The organism is Novosphingobium sp. BL-52-GroH (assembly GCF_044813085.1).
Classification (GTDB): domain Bacteria; phylum Pseudomonadota; class Alphaproteobacteria; order Sphingomonadales; family Sphingomonadaceae; genus Novosphingobium.
On record NZ_CP171152.1, the window covers coordinates 343,733 to 359,108 of the forward strand.

The following is a 15,376-nucleotide window of genomic DNA, read 5'->3' on the forward strand; positions in this document are numbered from 1 at the left end:
CCCTCACTTCGCTGCAAGGTCCTTGAGCAGGCTCAGGTAGTACGTCACGCCCGGCCCGACGTTCACCAGCGAGATCCGCTCGTTGAGCCCGTGCGAGAAATCGTCGGAATCCTTGCCCATCGATGCGCTGGCACCGTAGCTGGGCACGCCGAGCGCGCGATACCACATCGAATCCGAGGCGCCCGAGGACTGCGTCGGGATGATCGGCACCGGGCCCCAGGCAGCCGTCACCGCCTTGCGCGTCGCCGCGACGAAGTCCGGCCGCATCGGCGAGGCCGGCGCCTCTACCGAATCGTCGCCGGTCACGTCGCTGAACTTGGCTGCAGGCATCGCGGCGGCCTTCGCCAGCTCGGCCATGATCTCCGCCCGGGTGTGCCCGGGGAAGATGCGGCAGTTGATGTTGGCGGTCGCGCTCTGCGGCAACGCGTTCTGGGCATGGCCTCCCGAGATCATCGTCGGCACGCACGTCGTCGAGACGCGCCCCACGGTGGCCGGATTGGCACGCAGCACGGCGAGCGCGGCGGCATCTTCGGGATTGGCGACGAAGGCCTTCATCGCGGCGGCAAGCCGGGGATCGGGCTCGATCCTGGCGGCTTCGGTCCAGTATTGGCGGGTTATCTCGTTGAGTTCCGGCTTGAAGCGGTAGGCGCCGATCTTGGCCATGGCCTCGGAAAGCTGGACGATGGCATTGTCGGGGCGCGGCGCGGAACTGTGGCCGCCGGGGTTGGTGACCTCGACCTTGTAGTCCACGTAAGTCTTCTCGCCGCCCTGCCAGCTCCAGTACAGCGGCTTGCCGTTCTCGGCGAGCGTGCCCGACGAGCCGTCGACGTTGAGCACGATGTCGGCGTTCCTGAGGCGCTGGGCGATCACCTTGGAGGTTTCCATGGTGGTCTCCTCGTCGCCCGAATAGGCGATGACGATGCTGCGCCGGGGCTTGAACCCCTGACGCCGCAGTTCGATCACCGAGGACAGCGCCAGCGAGGCCTCGAACTTGGTGTCGCTGGCGCCGCGGCCGAACAGGTAGCCGTTCTCGACCACCGGCGTGAAGGGATCGCGTTCCCAGTCCGCCGGTTTGGCCTCGACCACGTCCATGTGCGCGGAGAGCACCACGGGGCCCAGCGACGGGTCGCTGCCCTTCCAGGTGGCGATGAGGTAGGCGGTGTCGTCGAGCGGGACGATCTCGACGTCCTGTGCCGTCCAACCGGCCTTCAGCAGGGCGTCGCGGAACACTTCGGCGACCTGCGGCGTCTTGTTGCCGGGACCGCGCACCGATCGCAGCGCGATAGTCTGCTTCGACAGGTCCAGCACCTGCTTTTCCGCTTCGGCATGGCCCTTGGCCTGCGCACTCGTCGAAGCGAGCAGGGCGGCGGCGAGGGAGATCAGTGCGGAAGATGGGAAGCGCATGGAAAAGCCCCTGACAGTTGCGACCGAAGGCGCCCGGCACCGGCAGAATCGCACGGCGGTACGCAGGCTTGGCGCATCCTGTCCGGCCCTGCGGTGCGAGGCAAGGAAGCTGTGCGATTTCAGTGTCGCACCGCGCCCGCCCGATAGGACCCGGGAACGCATGCGACCAAAAACTGGAGGGGAAAGGTGGTGACCCCGGCGCGATTCGAACGCGCGGCCTACAGATTAGGAATTTGTCGCTCTATCCGGCTGAGCTACGGGACCACTTGGCGCGGCATTATCGATGGACGGGAAGCTCGTCCAGCCTGTTTCACGCGCTCGTCGCTCATTCAAACGGCGACGCGGCGCAGGCCGGCCCGCTTCAGTCGGCGCCGCAGCAGCGCTTGTTCTTCTTTCCGGAACCGCAAGGGCACGGCTCGTTGCGGCCCACCTTCAGGGGCCGAGTAGCGGGTGCAGGAGCAAGGCTCCCACGCGCTGCCGCCACGGCGAACAGTCTGGTGACCTGCTCCGAAATCAGGCCGGGCGCGACATCGCACAGTGCATTGACCTCCATGCTCGTCAGCGTGGTCTCGTTGCTGGCGATGTCGGCGAGGGTCTGCATGCAGGACCAGGCGGCCACGATCTCGGCATCGTCGCCCTGCGCCACTGCGGACCAGATGTCCGCGCGCAATCCCGTCCCCATGCCGAAACCGCCGACCCACATTTCCCACAGCACATCGCCGTTGCGTTCGTCGATATCGAAGATCGGACGAAGCTTGCCACGGCCAAGGTCGCGCAGAATGTCGTTGTAGCGCGCCAGCACCATGTCGGCGAAAAGCTGGACGTCGATCGGATCTTCGAACGGCGCGCCCTCGCCATAGCCGCCGCCCCATATCAGCGGCATCCATTCGGCGGGCAGGATCGCTTCCGGACAGACGGCAATGCCGGTGAGATAGCCGTCCAGCTCCGTCAGCAGCAGAGGGTCCTCGATCGGAAGATCACCGAGGATCTCGTCGAGACGGCGGAAACGGGAGGGAAACCTGATCATGCGGAATCTGCTTGTGCGAGATGGCGGGTGGCGGTCCATGCAACCGATCGCCACCAACGCCAAGCGACATCGTTGCCGAATGTCGTGCCCGGCTGCCCCGGGAGCTCGGCGAAAGGAATAAGGCGGCGGGTCAGTTCGCCTGTTCGGGCGGGATCACCGGAAACGGAAGCGGCACCAGGCCGATGCCTTCCTCGAGGAGTTCCTTCGCCTCGGCGATCGTGGCCTTGCCATGGATGGTTTCGGCATCCACCTCGCCGTAGTGCATGGCGCGGGCATCCCTGGCAAAACTGTCGCCCACGAAGCGCGAGGACTTGAGGGCCTCGGCCTGCATTTTCGCCAGGGCCTGCATCATCTCGATCGCTTGCGGTGGCAGCGGCGCGTTGGCGACCGGGGCTACCGGCGGAGTTGCCGGTGCCGGCGTGTTCCGCCGTGCGGGCGCAGCCTCGGGAACCTGGTTGCCCTTGCGGGCGAGACGCGGCGCCTGAACCGCCTTGCCGACTTCGACCGAGCCGCAATGCGGGCAGGAAACCAGCCCCCGCTCCTGCTGGCGCACGAAATCGTCCGAGGACTTGAACCAGCCCTCGAATCGATGCGGCCCTTCGCGGCATTCAAGGTCGTAGACGATCATGATTCTGGTTATTTGGCGATGATGCGACGATTGGCAAGGCTCGGCAATTGCTTGCGCACTTCGGCGATCCGCGCAGGGTCGAGATCGACGAAGCCGACGCCGGCCCCGCCTTGTGCCCCCTCACCGCGCGTACCGCCGCCATCCGCGCCGCCCATGTCGAGCAGCACTTCGCCCCAGGGGTCGATCGCCAGCGAGTGCCCGTAAGTCTCGCGCCCGTCCTCGTGCAGGCCAGCTTGCGCGGCGGACAGGACATAGGCGCTCGCTTCCACCGCCCGGGCGCGTTGCAGGAGGTGCCAGTGCGCCTTGCCGGTCGGCACGGTGAAGGCGGCGGGAATCGCGATCAGGTCGCAGCGCGCTCGACCCAGCGCCTCGAACAGCGCGGGGAAGCGCACGTCGTAGCAGATCGCCAGCCCGAGCCGGCCGAGCGGCGTCTCCACCGTGACCACCTCGTCCCCGGCGGCATAGGCATTGGATTCGCGCCAGGATTCGCCGGTGGCGAGGTCGACGTCGAACATGTGCATCTTGTCGTAGCGGGCGCGGATTTCGCCCTTGTCGTCGATCACGAAGGCGCGGTTGGCCCATTTGCCGTCCGCGCGGTCCGCGCACGCGACCGCCAGCGAGCCGATGTGGACCCAGATGCCCTCGCGGCGTGCCGCCTCGCGGACCGCACCGAGGACGAGGTCCTCCTCCTCGGTGCGGATCAAGCGGCCGCCGCGCTCGCGCTTGCGGTCCAGAAGGCCGGACATCTCGGGCGTGAACAGCATCGCCGCCCCGCCCGCGCGTGCCTGCGCCACGCCATCCACGATCGCGGCGGCGTTCGCCTGCGGGTCGATGCCCGTCGTCATCTGCAGCAGCGCGGCGCGGGCCATCGCCGTCAGAGCCCCAGCACGGAGTCGAGCTTGCCCGCCCGGTCGAGCGCGTTGATGTCGTCGAAGCCGCCGTAGGGCTTGTCGTCGATCAGCACTTGCGGGACCGTCGAAGCGCCTGGGACGCGCTCGAGCATCTCGGCGCGCTTCGGCCCGCCCATCGTCAGGTCGTATTCCTCGTAGGCGACGCCCTTGCCGTCCAGCAGCGACTTGGCGGCGACGCAGTAGGGGCAGCCCCACTTGGTGTAGATCTCGATCCTGGGCTGGCTCATGCGATGCTCCTTCTCGACGTTGCGACCCTTGAAAGGGCCGGCGGCTACCATATCTAGGAAGTCGAGTCATGGCCCGCCATGGGTATGGCTCGATCGACGAGGCGCCGGTTGCCGGGCCTCACCCACGAAGATTGCTCATTTGAGGATTTTTGGCATGAACCGCATCGATTTTTCACCCTACCGCCGCACCATGGTCGGCTTCGACCGCCTGTTCGACATGATCGAGAACCAGGGCCGCGCGCAGGCGGGCGACAAGTACCCCCCCTTCAACATCGAGCGTCGCGGCCAGGATGCCTATCGCATCACGCTGGCGGTCGCCGGCTTCAAGCCCGCCGACATCGACATCACCGCACAGGCCAACCTGCTGGTGGTCAAGGGCCAGAAGCCCGACGAGAGCACCGATGGTGAATTCCTCCACGTCGGCATCGCCCAGCGCGGTTTCGAGCGCCGCTTCGAACTGGCCGACTACGTGCGCGTCGATGCCGCCGACCTTGCCGACGGCCTGCTCGTGATCGACCTCGTGCGCGAGGTTCCCGAAGCGATGAAGCCCAAGAAGGTCGCGATCGGCGGCAACCGCCTGACCGTGGTCGAAGACGCTACCGGCGCGGATACCACCGCCGCAGCGTAACCGGCCGCATCCTGCGCGCATCCGTTCTTGGGGGGCGCGCGGGACCAAAACCGCATGATCCGTCGGGGGGCGGTCCGGGAAGCCGGGCCGCCCCTTCGTGCAATCGGCGTTGCGCATCGAGCACGCGCGGCTGCGAGCTTTGGGGCTTGAATATCGCGCGGCGAAACTTCAATCCGAACGCGAGCCCATCTTCCGCCCGACCGTTACCGCCCGATCTCCCTTCCTCGTCACGCCTACTTCGCGATCCCTCCCGAGGCGGGGATGGAAATCCGCGAGATGTTTCATCGAAAGCCGATCGTGCTGCGGCAAGCACCGGCTTTGCCAGGAGTGTGCCTGCGTGACCTCGATCCTCGCGATCGTCCTGCCCGTCTTCGCGCTGATATTCGCCGGCTGGCTGGTGCGGCGCACCGGCGTCATGGGACCGCAGGCATCGAGCGAACTCAACCGCTTCGTGGTCTACCTCGCCCTGCCCGCGCTGCTGTTCGACATCGTCGCCGGCGCGAGCTGGCGGGAACTGTGGCAACCCCACTTCGTCGCGGTGTTCACGCTCGGCACGATGGCCATCTTCGTCCTGACGGTGTTCCTCCACGCCTGGCGCTCCGGCTTCGACGCGGACGCTCCGGTGCTGGGGCTCGCCGCCGCCTATCCCAACACCGGCTATCTCGGCTTCCCGCTGCTGCTCGCCGCGCTCGGGCCTTCGAGCAACACGCTGACCCTCATCGCCACCATCGTCGTCGCCTGCGTCCTGTTCGCCGCCGCCATCGTGCTGATCGAAGTGCGCCTCCACGCCGGCAGCCATCCGCTGCGGGTGATGGGCAAGGTCGCCACGTCGCTGGCGAAGAACCCGCTGATCGTCGCACCCGTGCTCGCCACCTTCTTTCCCGCGACCGGATTTGCCGTGCCGCATCCGGTCGAGGTCTTCCTCAAGCTGCTGGGCGCCGCGGCCTCGCCGGCCGCGCTGGTCGGCCTCGGGCTGTTCCTTGCGCAGGAGCGTCCCCAGGGAGAGCACGCCCAGAATGGGCTGACCGCCACGCTCGTGGCCTTCAAGCTGTTCGTCCACCCGGCGCTGGCGTGGCTGCTGGCGACCACCCTGTTCCCGCTGGCGCCGCCGGCACGCCATGCCGCCGTGCTGCTGGCGATGCTGCCCACAGGCACCGGGCCCTTCATGCTCGCCGAGTTCTACGGCCGCGAGGCGGGGGTGACGGCGCGGGTGATCCTGGTCTCGACGCTCGTGTCGATCGCGACGATCTCGATCTACCTCGCCACCATCAGCTGAGCCTCTGCATAGGCGGTCAGCCGGCCATGCAGTTCGGCGCGCAAGTCCTCGTCGATCCAGGCTGCGTCGAAGGCGTTGCGGCTGACGGTGACGAAATCCTCCGGCCCGAAACCCGCCAGTTCGTGCGCCATCAGCATGTTCTCGTTGATGTACTTGCCTTCCATGTAGGCCGGATCATCCGAGTTGAGCGTGAGCCTGAGGCCGAGGTCCAGCATGCCGCGCGCGATCGACTGGTTCTCGCCGGGGCGCATCATCTCGTTGGCGTAGGGACACACGGTGAAGAACAGCCCGCGCTCCTTCGCGGCGGCGATCAGCTCCGGGCGGTCGAGCAGGTTGGCGCCGTGGTCGATGCGCTCGACGCCGATGTCCTCGATCGCCTGGCGGATGTGCTCGTGGGTGTTCTGCTGGTCGACGTCGCAGTGCATCGTCAGGCGGAAGCCCTCCTCCCGCCCGCGCCGGAAAATCTCCGCGAACTTGGCGGGCGGATTGTCCTTCTCGTCGGAATCGAGGCCGAGGCCGACGATCAGGTGCTTGTAAGGCAGCGCGCTCTCGAACACGGCCATCGCGCTTTGCGCGCTGCGTTCGCGCACGAAGCACAGGATGAACTGCGAGCGGATGCCGAAGTCGCGCTCGGCCTCGAGCCGGCCGCGCGTCAGGCCCTCGATCATCGTGGCGAAGGGCACGCCCCGGTCGGTGTGCTGCTGGGGATCGAAGAACATTTCTGCGTAGAGCACGTTCTGCGAGGCTACCTTCTTGAGGTAGGCATAGACCAGGTCGCGGAAGTCGGCTTCCTGGTGGAGCACGAAGCTGCCTTCGTAGAAGATCGCCAGGAAGCTCGGCAGGTCGTGGTAGACGTAGCTGGCGCGCATGGCCTCGACATCGGCGTAAGGCAGGTCGACCGCGTTGCGCGCGGCCAGTTCGAACTTCAGCTCCGCTTCCAGCGTGCCTTCGAGGTGGACGTGCAGTTCGGCCTTGGGCAGGCCGGCGATGAACTTCGCGATCGGTTGCATGACGTCTCCTCGGGACCGGCGCGCGCACGTCATGGGCGGCGCCTGTCGCGGGGTGAGAGTAGCGCGGGGGCCTGCGGCCGAAAGCTGCATTTTTGCACCGGGGAGCCGCGTTTTTTCGTACACGTCGGGAGGGGGGCCTCCTTCCTAGTGACCATGACCGTGACCTTGTTTCAGGGTCCATCGTGCCGACCGACCCGCCGTATGGACTCGGGATCGGACCTTGGCACAAGTCCAGGATGACGAGGGAGAATGACGCCGGCTTTGGCGCGCGACGTCTATGCCGGCAGTATTACGACCCGGCCTTCACGCGCCGAAACCAGGGCCGCCTCCACCACTTCCTGCACGGCGACGATCTCGTCGAGCGCGGCCGGCGCGGGGCCGGTGCCCAGGCAGGCCTGCGCCATCATCGCGTAGAAGCGTTCCTGCGAGCCCCGTGGCGCGGGGATCGAACGCTCCACGCCGTCGCCATCGATATGGATCAGCGGGTCCGGATCGACGCCCCAGCCCGCATCGCCGGGACGCACCCCGGCGACCGATTGCGCCTCCTGCGGATCGAGGTGGCGCTTCACCAGCGAACCGCCGGTGCCGTGAACGCGGAAGCGCGGCTCGCCGCCTGCCACGCACATGCCGGCATGGAGGATCACGCGCCGCTCGCGATAGCGCAGCACGATATGGGCCCAGTCGGGCGAACCGCTGCCCTGGCGCAAGGCCGCGATGTCTGCGCCGACCGCCTCGGGACGGCCGAACAGCGCCAGCGCCTGGTCGACGAGGTGCGGGCCGAGATCGTACCACACGCCCGAGCCGGGACTGCCATCCTCGCGCCAGCGCTCGCGGACTTCGGGACGGAAGCGGTCGAAGTGCGATTCGAAATGAACCACGCGGCCGACCAGCCCGGTCTCGATGGCGGCGCGAACGGCAAGAAAATCGGTGTCCCAGCGACGATTGTGGAAGACGCTGAGGACGACGCCGCGGGCGCGCGCCAGTGCCGCGAGTTCGCGCGCCTCGGCGAGGTCGAGCGTGAAGGGCTTTTCGACGACGACGTGCCGACCCGCCTCGATCGCCTGCCGCGCCAGCGCCGCATGGGTGCCGCTGGGGGTGGCGACGACCACGAGCTGGACCGCGGGATCGGCCAGCAGCGCCGCGACGTCGGGGACGATCGCGACACCGGCCGCGGGCGCTTCGCCCCCGCTGCGCGAGACCACGGCCCGCAAGTCGAGGTCGTCGCAGGCCTGGATGTAGGGGACGTGGAAGACTCGCGTCGCCATCCCGTTCCCGATGATGCCGACGCCGATCCTAGCCATCGCTTCGACTTAGACCAGGCGAGCCTGGCGCAGGGCTGCCGAGACGAAGCCCGAGAACAGCGGGTGCGGCTCGAACGGGCGCGACTTGAGTTCGGGGTGGAACTGCACGCCGACGAACCAGGGATGGTCCGGGCGCTCGACGATCTCGGGCAGCAGGCCGTCCGGCGACATGCCGGAGAAGATCAGGCCATTGCCTTCCAGGGCCTCGCGGTAGGCGCCGTTGACCTCGTAGCGGTGGCGGTGGCGCTCGCTGATCTCGTCGGCGCCGTAGATCGAGGCGACATGGCTGTTGGCCGAAAGTTTGGCCGGATAGGCACCCACGCGCATGGTGCCGCCAAGGTCGCCGCCCTCTGCGCGGGTCTGCAACCCGTCCTGCGTCATCCATTCGGTGATGATGCCGACGACCGGCTCCTCGGTCGGGCCGAACTCGGTGGAGCTGGCCTTGGCGATGCCCGCCGAGCGCGCGCCTTCGATGCAGGCCATCTGCATGCCCAGGCAAATGCCGAAGAACGGCACGCCGCGCTCGCGCGCGAAGCGGACCGAGGCGATCTTGCCTTCGGTGCCGCGCTCGCCGAAGCCGCCGGGAACGAGGATGCCGTGCAGCGGTTCGAGCGCGGCGGCGATCTCGCTGTCTTCCTTCTCGAAGATCTCGGCGTCGATCCAGCGAATGTTGACCTTCACGCGATTGGCCATGCCGCCGTGGACCAGCGCCTCGTTCAGCGACTTGTAGGCATCCTGCAGGCCGACGTACTTGCCGACGACGCCGATGGTCACTTCGCCCTCGGGGTTCTGGTAGCGGTCGGTGATGTCGTCCCAGCGCGCCAGTTCCGGCGCCTTGGCGCTTTCGAGCATGCCGAAGTGGTGGAGCACTTCGGCGTCGAGGCCCTCGCGGTGGTACTGGAGCGGGACGGCGTAGATGTTCGGCGCGTCGAGCGCCTGGATCACCGCCTGCGGGCGCACGTTGCAGAACAGCGCGATCTTGCGGCGTTCGCCCTCGGGCAGTTCGCGGTCGCAGCGGCACAGCAGGATGTCGGGCTGGATGCCCAGGCCCGTCAGTTCGCGGACCGAGTGCTGGGTCGGCTTGGTCTTCAGTTCGCCGGCGGCGGCGATGTAGGGAACCAGGGTGACGTGGACGAAGCAGGTCTGCTCGCGGCCCATCTCGTTGCGGAGCTGGCGCATCGCCTCGACGAAGGGCAGGCCCTCGATGTCGCCGACGGTGCCACCGATCTCGCAGAGCACGAAATCGAGGTCTTCGGTCTCGGCCAGCGCGAAGTCCTTGATCGCATCGGTGACGTGGGGGACTACCTGGACGGTGGCCCCCAGATAGTCGCCGCGGCGCTCCTTGGCGATGATGTCCTGGTAGATGCGGCCGGAGGTGATGTTGTCGGCCTTGCGGCCCGAAACGCCGGTGAAACGCTCGTAGTGGCCAAGGTCGAGGTCGGTCTCGGCGCCGTCGTCGGTCACGAAGACCTCGCCGTGCTGGTACGGGCTCATCGTGCCCGGATCGACGTTCAGGTAGGGGTCGAACTTGCGGATGCGGACTTTGTAGCCACGCGCCTGCAGCAGTGCCGCGAGGCTCGCTGCCATGAGACCCTTGCCCAGCGAGGAGACCACGCCGCCGGTGATGAAGATATGCCGCGCCATGGGAGTCGGGCCTTAAATTGCATGGGGGCCCTCAGGCAAGCGCCCGGAGCCTCATTCCACAGATCAAACACAAGGAAATGCCGTCTGACAGCGCCAGACGGCATTTCGGTTACGGTGAAGCGCTTCAAAGCGCCACTGGGGTTACTGCTTGGCAGCACCCGAAAGCGGGTCGGCCGGAACCTCCTGGCCGGTCGGCGCTGCCGCCGGAGCCGGAGTCGTGCCGGGATTCGCAGAAGCGCCGAGCGGGTCGGCCGGCTGGGCCGGGGCCGCCGGAGCGGTCTCACGCTGGAGCGAGGTATCGATGTCGCGGCCGGTGGTCTCGTTGACCGCCATGGCTGCCAGGACGATGCTCAGGACGACGAAGAGCGTGGCCAGGACCGAAGTGGCGCGGGTCAGGAAATTGGCTGCACCGCGCGCCGACATCAGGCCGGAAGGGCTGCCGCCGACACCGAGGCCGCCGCCTTCGGACTTCTGCACCAGGATGACGCCTACGAGCAGAGCGGCGACAAGCGCCTGGACCACGGTCAGGAAAAGGAACATCTTCGTTTCAGCCTTCTGGCGGGGTGCACACCCGCATCGTTCGCCGCGCAGATAGGCGCTGGCGTGTCCGCGCGCAACCCGGCAGCGATGGTGGGACGCGCGCGAGCCCGAAAAGGCCCCGCCCGCGCCACGGTAAAGGAACGTCAGTCGCCCAGCGAGGCAGCGGCGCCGACGATGGCCAGGAAGCTTTCGGCCGTGAGGCTCGCGCCGCCGACCAGCGCGCCGCCGACGTCGGCGATGCCCAGCAGCTCGGACGCGTTCTCCGCCTTGACCGAGCCCCCGTAGAGAATGCGGACATCCGCGCCGGCGCTGCCGTAGATCGCGACCAGCTTGGCGCGAATCGACTTGTGCATCGCCGCCACGTCCTCGACCGAGGGCACGCGGCCGGTGCCGATCGCCCAGACCGGCTCGTAGGCGACGGAGAGCTTCTCCGGCGCCCCGTCGACACGGGGGCTCGAGCCCTCGAGCTGGCTGCCGACGACCGCTTCGGCGTCGCCGGCGTCGCGCTGCGATTCGGTTTCGCCCACGCACAGGATCACCGCGAGGCCGGCCGAAAGCGCCGCCTCCGCCTTGGCCTTCACGTCCGCGTCGCTCTCCGAGTGGTACTCGCGGCGCTCGGAATGGCCGACGATGGTGAAGTCCGCACCGGCGTCCTTGAGCATGGGTGCGGACACGTCGCCGGTGAAGGCGCCGTTGTCCCTGGCGTGGCAGTCCTGTCCGCCCACGCCGATGTACTCGACCGCTTCACGAACGCGGTAGAGCAGCGTGGCGGGCGGCGCGACCCCGACCTGCACCTTGGGAAAGCGTGCAGCCGAACGATCGATCGCGCGCGCCTCGTTGAGCATCGCGCGCGTGCCGTTCATTTTCCAGTTCCCGACGATGTAAGGCAGTGCAGCCATTTCAATCCCTTGATCAAATCCTGGCGAACCTGGGGAATTCCCCCGCGGATTCCCCCTGGCAGATTGCCCCTTTCGCGAGTGCGAAGGGGAATCAGGTCGTCGCTGTTGCGGCGCAGCTAGGCCACCGCCCCCCGCCTTGTCAAAATTCATCGCTCGTTCAGGGCAACGATACCCACCGCTATAGCCATAATGCCACAGGCTGCGACAAGGACCAGCGTCCGTTTCACCGGCCCGTCGGTTTTGCCCGGCGCAGCGCAAAGCGGCATTGCAGGAAGCGCGCAGGCCCCCTAAAGCCTGCGCCCGTTTACAGGCGAAATCGTGAGGTTTCGCGCTAGGCTTTCGCTGATCGGCACGGTTTTCATGCTCAATTTCTTTCGTTCGTTCCTCAAGTCCAAGGTCGGCGCCATCATCGGCCTGCTGGTCCTGGGCGTCATCGCCATCGCCTTCGCGAGCGGCGACATCGCCGGCTTCAACAGTTCGAGCGGCGTGACTGCCGGCACCGCCGTCGCCACCGTCGGCGGCGAGAGCGTGAGCGCCGACACGCTCGACCAGGGCGCCAAGCGCGCGCTGGAGCGGGTGCGCCAGCAGAACCCGAACGTGACGATGAAGGTCCTGCTCGAACAGGGCGGCCTGGAGCAGGTCCTGGGCGAACTGATCGACCGCACCGCCCTCTTCGCGTTCGGCGAGAAGAACGGCGTCGTCGTCAGCGATCGCCTGGTCGACAGCGAGCTGGCGCAGATCCCCGCCTTCCAGGGCGTCGATGGCAAGTTCGACCAGACCGTGTTCCGCCAGGCCCTTGCCCAGCAGCGGATTTCCGAACCTGCCCTGCGCGACGACATCCGCCAGAGCCTCGTCACCCGCGAACTCGCGGTGCCGGCGCAAGTAGGCTCGGTGATGTCGCAGTTCGCCGCCACGCGCTACGCCTCGCTGCTCGACGAGACTCGCGCCGGCAGCGTGATCGCCCTGCCCTCGCTGCTCTTCGCACCCGAGAAGCAGCCGAGCGACGCCGATCTCGCCGCTTTCTACAAGACCCACAGCAGCCAGTTCATCCGTCCCGAGCGCCGCACGATCCGCTACGCGGTCCTGGGCACGGAGTCGCTCAAGGCGGTGCCGCCGCCGACCGATGCCGAGATCGCCGCGCGTTACGATGCCAACAAGGCCGCCTACGCCGCGCAGGACAACCGCCGGATCACCCAGTTGATCGTGCCGACCGAGGCCGCCGCCAAGGCCGTCGCCGCCGAAGTGCAGGGCGGCAAGACGCTCGAGGCCGCCGCGACCGAGAAGGGCCTGTCCGCCGCCAAGCTGGAGTCCTTCAGCCGCGAGCAGCTTTCCAGCCAGTTTTCGCCCGCCGTCTCGCAAGCGGTCTTCGCCGCGCCGGTCGGCAAGCTCGCCACGCCGCAGAAGAGCGTGCTTGGCTGGCACGTCATCCGCGTGGACGAGGAGCAGAAGACCCCCGCCCGCGCCCTCGCCGACGTCAAGGCCGAGCTTTCCGAGCAGGTCGCCGTCGACAAGCGCCGCAAGGCCTTCACCGATACCCTCGCCAAGATCGAGGAGCAGTTCTCGGACGGCGCCAACCTCAACGAGGTCGCCAAGTCGGTCGGCGCGCAGATCCAGCAGACCCCTCCGGTGACCGCAGACGGCGGCGTCTATACGAAGCCCGGCGAGACCGCGCCCGAACAGCTCCGGCCCGTCCTCGCGACGGCCTTCTCCATGGACCAGGAGCAGCCGCAGGTCGCCGAAGTCGAGCGTGGCAAGAGCTTCGTGATCTTCGACGTGACCGCCATCGAGCCTTCCGCGCCGGCTCCGCTCGCCCAGATCAAGGACGACGTGAAGCTGGCCTGGGCCGTCGACGCCGGCTCGAAGGCGGCCAAGGCGGCGGCGCTGCGCATGCAGGCCGACATCCGCAAGGGCAAGACGGTCGAACAGGTGCTCGCAGCCTCGGGCAAGAAGCTGCCCCCGCCGCAGCAGGTCTCGATGTCGCGCTCGACGCTGGCCGCCGCGCTGCGTTCGGGTCGCCAGGTGCCGCCGCCGGTCTCGCTGATGTTCCACATGGCCAAGGGCACCGTGAAGGTGCAGTCGGCCGAGGGCGAGCGCGGCTGGTTCGTGGTCCAGCTCAAGGACATCGTGCCCGGCAAGGTCGAGTCCGCGGAACTGGTGAAGAGCACCCGGACCGAACTCGGCCAGCAGCTCGGCCAGGCCTATGCCGATGCGCTGGGCAAGGCCGTGCGCAAGGACGTCGGCGTCAAGCGTAATGCCGCCGCGATCAAGGGCGTGCGCGACCAGCTCGCCGGCACTGCCGCCAACTGACACACCCAGGGAACGACATGGAACGCGAATCGGATCACAAGACGGCGCTGGAGCAGCTTGCGCGGGGCAAACCGGCCCTCGTCTGGCGCCGGCTCGTCGCCGATACCGAGACGCCGGTGGGTGCCGCGCTCAAGCTGTTCGAGGACGGCCGCGGCGATTTCCTGCTCGAATCGGTCGAGGGCGGCGAGACGCGCGGGCGCTACAGCCTGATTGGCCTCGACCCGGACCTGGTGTTTCGCGCCGTGGGCCCGGCCTGCGAGATCAATCGCGACTGGCAGGCCGACCGCGGCGCCTTCGCCCCGCTCGCCGGCGACAGCCTGACCGAACTGCGCGCGCTCGTCGAAAGCTGCCGCTGCGACGTGCCTGTGGAGCTGCCGCCGGCGCTGGCCTGCCTCGTCGGCTATTTCGGCTACGAGACCATCGGCCTCGTCGAGAAGCTGCCGCGCGCGCCGCAGAGCCCGCTCGACGTGCCGGACATGCTGTTCGTGCGCCCCTCGCTGATCCTCGTCTTCGACCGGCTTTCCGACGAACTGTACTGCGTCGCGCCGGTCTGGCCCGGTAGCGGCCGGCCCTCGCAGGAAGTCCAGCGCGCCGCCGAGCGCATCGACGAGGCGCTGCGCCGCCTCGCCGCGCCTGCGCCCGAGGGCGCCGCCCCCGCCGACCTGCCCGAGCCGGTGCGCACCCCGGTCATGGCGCCCGAGCACTACAAGGCCATGGCTCTCAAGGCCAAGGACTACATAGAGGCGGGCGACATCTTCCAGGTCGTGCTCGCCCAGCGGTTCACGTGCGAATTTCCGCTGCCGCCGCTGGCGCTCTACCGCAGCCTGCGCCGCATCAACCCCTCGCCGTTCCTCTATTTCCTCGACCTGCCCGGCTTCGCGCTGATCGGCTCGAGCCCGGAAATCCTGGTCCGCGTGCGCGCGGATTCGAACGGCAAGCCCGAGGTCACCATCCGCCCGATCGCCGGCACCCGCCCACGCGGGAAGACCCCGGCGGAGGACAAGGCCAACGAGATTGCCCTGCTCGCCGATCCCAAGGAACGCGCCGAGCACCTGATGCTGCTCGACCTCGGCCGCAACGACGTCGGCCGCGTGGCGCAGGCCGGCACGGTCGAAGTGACCGACAGCTACACGATCGAGCGCTACAGCCACGTCATGCACATCGTCTCGAACGTGGTCGGCAAGCTGGACACCGCCGGGCACGATGCCATCGACGCGGTGCTCGCGGGGTTCCCCGCCGGCACCGTCTCGGGCGCCCCGAAAGTGCGGGCCTGCGAAGTCATCGCCGAGCTGGAGCCCGAAACGCGCGGGCCTTATGCGGGCGGCGTGGGCTATTTCGCCCCCGACGGCTCGGTGGATAGCTGCATCGTCCTGCGCACCGGCCTGCTCAAGGACGGAGTGCTCCACGTCCAGGCCGGCGCCGGCATCGTCGCCGACAGCGACCCGGACTACGAACAGCGCGAATGCGAAGCCAAGAGCGGCGCCCTCTTCGCCGCCGCGCGCGAGGCGATCCGCGTGGCAGGGGAGCCGGGGTTCGGGCAGTGACGGCGGGCGCGCCGCAGGACCGTTCCTCGC

The 15,376-nt window shown here is 68.0% G+C and carries 14 protein-coding genes and 1 tRNA gene; 4 read left to right on the top strand and 11 right to left on the bottom strand.

Translation table 11 applies throughout. From position 1 onward, the window contains the following. Window positions 1-3: 3 nt before the first annotated feature. The 6 genes from ACFFDA_RS14220 to grxC form a co-directional block, all read right to left on the bottom strand. On the bottom strand, window positions 4-1,404 hold the full coding sequence (locus tag ACFFDA_RS14220; RefSeq protein ID WP_404481102.1) for a M20/M25/M40 family metallo-hydrolase: 1,401 nt from the start codon (window positions 1,402-1,404) through the stop codon (window positions 4-6). 187 nt (window positions 1,405-1,591) lie between these two features. Continuing rightward, a tRNA-Arg gene (locus tag ACFFDA_RS14225) sits at window positions 1,592-1,668 on the bottom strand. 97 nt (window positions 1,669-1,765) lie between these two features. Next, window positions 1,766-2,431: a UPF0149 family protein gene (locus ACFFDA_RS14230; protein ID WP_404481103.1), complete on the bottom strand. Its 666-nt coding sequence runs from the start codon at window positions 2,429-2,431 to the stop codon at window positions 1,766-1,768. A 130-nt stretch (window positions 2,432-2,561) separates the two neighbouring features. Further along, complete coding sequence (locus ACFFDA_RS14235; RefSeq protein WP_404481104.1) at window positions 2,562-3,059, bottom strand: DUF1178 family protein; 498 nt, start codon at window positions 3,057-3,059, stop codon at window positions 2,562-2,564. A gap of 8 nt (window positions 3,060-3,067) precedes the next feature. Beyond that, window positions 3,068-3,928, bottom strand: coding sequence for a carbon-nitrogen hydrolase family protein (locus tag ACFFDA_RS14240; RefSeq protein ID WP_404481105.1), 861 nt, complete (start codon window positions 3,926-3,928; stop codon window positions 3,068-3,070). 5 nt (window positions 3,929-3,933) lie between these two features. Continuing rightward, complete coding sequence (gene grxC, locus ACFFDA_RS14245) at window positions 3,934-4,197, bottom strand: glutaredoxin 3 (RefSeq protein WP_404481106.1); 264 nt, start codon at window positions 4,195-4,197, stop codon at window positions 3,934-3,936. Between the two features lie 154 nt (window positions 4,198-4,351). On the opposite strand from grxC, the gene ACFFDA_RS14250 reads away from it, so the two are divergent. Further along, the gene (locus ACFFDA_RS14250; protein WP_404481107.1) at window positions 4,352-4,825 is read left to right on the top strand and encodes an Hsp20 family protein; all 474 of its coding nucleotides are present in this window, start codon (window positions 4,352-4,354) and stop codon (window positions 4,823-4,825) included. A gap of 337 nt (window positions 4,826-5,162) precedes the next feature. Further along, window positions 5,163-6,101 carry an AEC family transporter gene (locus tag ACFFDA_RS14255; RefSeq protein WP_404481108.1) on the top strand — a complete coding sequence of 313 codons (939 nt, stop codon included), beginning with the start codon at window positions 5,163-5,165 and terminating at the stop codon, window positions 6,099-6,101. On the opposite strand, the gene add is transcribed toward ACFFDA_RS14255, so the two are convergent. The 5 genes from add to tpiA all read right to left on the bottom strand — a co-directional run bounded on the left by add (window position 6,080) and on the right by tpiA (window position 11,495). Next, window positions 6,080-7,111 (bottom strand): adenosine deaminase, encoded by a 1,032-nt coding sequence (gene add / locus ACFFDA_RS14260; protein WP_404481109.1) that lies wholly within the window; start codon window positions 7,109-7,111, stop codon window positions 6,080-6,082. The two genes, ACFFDA_RS14255 and add, sit on opposite strands and share 22 nt — an antisense overlap. Window positions 7,112-7,386: 275 nt before the next feature. Beyond that, the gene (locus ACFFDA_RS14265) at window positions 7,387-8,412 is read right to left on the bottom strand and encodes an oxidoreductase (RefSeq protein ID WP_404481110.1); all 1,026 of its coding nucleotides are present in this window, start codon (window positions 8,410-8,412) and stop codon (window positions 7,387-7,389) included. A 9-nt stretch (window positions 8,413-8,421) separates the two neighbouring features. After that, entirely contained in the window at window positions 8,422-10,056 is a 1,635-nt protein-coding gene (locus tag ACFFDA_RS14270) for a CTP synthase (RefSeq protein WP_404481111.1), read from the bottom strand. Window positions 10,057-10,197: 141 nt separating this feature from the next. Beyond that, complete coding sequence (secG, locus tag ACFFDA_RS14275) at window positions 10,198-10,596, bottom strand: preprotein translocase subunit SecG (RefSeq protein WP_404481112.1); 399 nt, start codon at window positions 10,594-10,596, stop codon at window positions 10,198-10,200. A 143-nt stretch (window positions 10,597-10,739) separates the two neighbouring features. Then, window positions 10,740-11,495 carry a triose-phosphate isomerase gene (gene tpiA, locus ACFFDA_RS14280; RefSeq protein ID WP_404481113.1) on the bottom strand — a complete coding sequence of 252 codons (756 nt, stop codon included), beginning with the start codon at window positions 11,493-11,495 and terminating at the stop codon, window positions 10,740-10,742. Window positions 11,496-11,813: 318 nt separating this feature from the next. Between tpiA and ACFFDA_RS14285 the strand changes: the two genes are divergently transcribed. Continuing rightward, window positions 11,814-13,802, top strand: coding sequence for a SurA N-terminal domain-containing protein (locus tag ACFFDA_RS14285; RefSeq protein ID WP_404481114.1), 1,989 nt, complete (start codon window positions 11,814-11,816; stop codon window positions 13,800-13,802). A 17-nt stretch (window positions 13,803-13,819) separates the two neighbouring features. Then, on the top strand, window positions 13,820-15,346 hold the full coding sequence (locus ACFFDA_RS14290; RefSeq protein WP_404481115.1) for an anthranilate synthase component I family protein: 1,527 nt from the start codon (window positions 13,820-13,822) through the stop codon (window positions 15,344-15,346). Window positions 15,347-15,376 lie beyond the last annotated feature (30 nt).

Excerpts from the sequence above, each read along its gene's own strand:
- ACFFDA_RS14220 (WP_404481102.1), bottom strand. The coding sequence starts at position 1,404 with ATGCGCTTCCCATCTTCCGCACTGATCTCCCTCGCCGCCGCCCTGCTC.
- ACFFDA_RS14230 (WP_404481103.1), bottom strand. The coding sequence starts at position 2,431 with ATGATCAGGTTTCCCTCCCGTTTCCGCCGTCTCGACGAGATCCTCGGT.
- ACFFDA_RS14235 (WP_404481104.1), bottom strand. The coding sequence starts at position 3,059 with ATGATCGTCTACGACCTTGAATGCCGCGAAGGGCCGCATCGATTCGAG.
- ACFFDA_RS14240 (WP_404481105.1), bottom strand. The coding sequence starts at position 3,928 with ATGGCCCGCGCCGCGCTGCTGCAGATGACGACGGGCATCGACCCGCAG.
- grxC (WP_404481106.1), bottom strand. The coding sequence starts at position 4,197 with ATGAGCCAGCCCAGGATCGAGATCTACACCAAGTGGGGCTGCCCCTAC.
- ACFFDA_RS14250 (WP_404481107.1), top strand. The coding sequence starts at position 4,352 with ATGAACCGCATCGATTTTTCACCCTACCGCCGCACCATGGTCGGCTTC.
- add (WP_404481109.1), bottom strand. The coding sequence starts at position 7,111 with ATGCAACCGATCGCGAAGTTCATCGCCGGCCTGCCCAAGGCCGAACTG.
- ACFFDA_RS14265 (WP_404481110.1), bottom strand. The coding sequence starts at position 8,412 with ATGGCTAGGATCGGCGTCGGCATCATCGGGAACGGGATGGCGACGCGA.
- ACFFDA_RS14270 (WP_404481111.1), bottom strand. The coding sequence starts at position 10,056 with ATGGCGCGGCATATCTTCATCACCGGCGGCGTGGTCTCCTCGCTGGGC.
- secG (WP_404481112.1), bottom strand. The coding sequence starts at position 10,596 with ATGTTCCTTTTCCTGACCGTGGTCCAGGCGCTTGTCGCCGCTCTGCTC.
- tpiA (WP_404481113.1), bottom strand. The coding sequence starts at position 11,495 with ATGGCTGCACTGCCTTACATCGTCGGGAACTGGAAAATGAACGGCACG.
- ACFFDA_RS14290 (WP_404481115.1), top strand. The coding sequence starts at position 13,820 with ATGGAACGCGAATCGGATCACAAGACGGCGCTGGAGCAGCTTGCGCGG.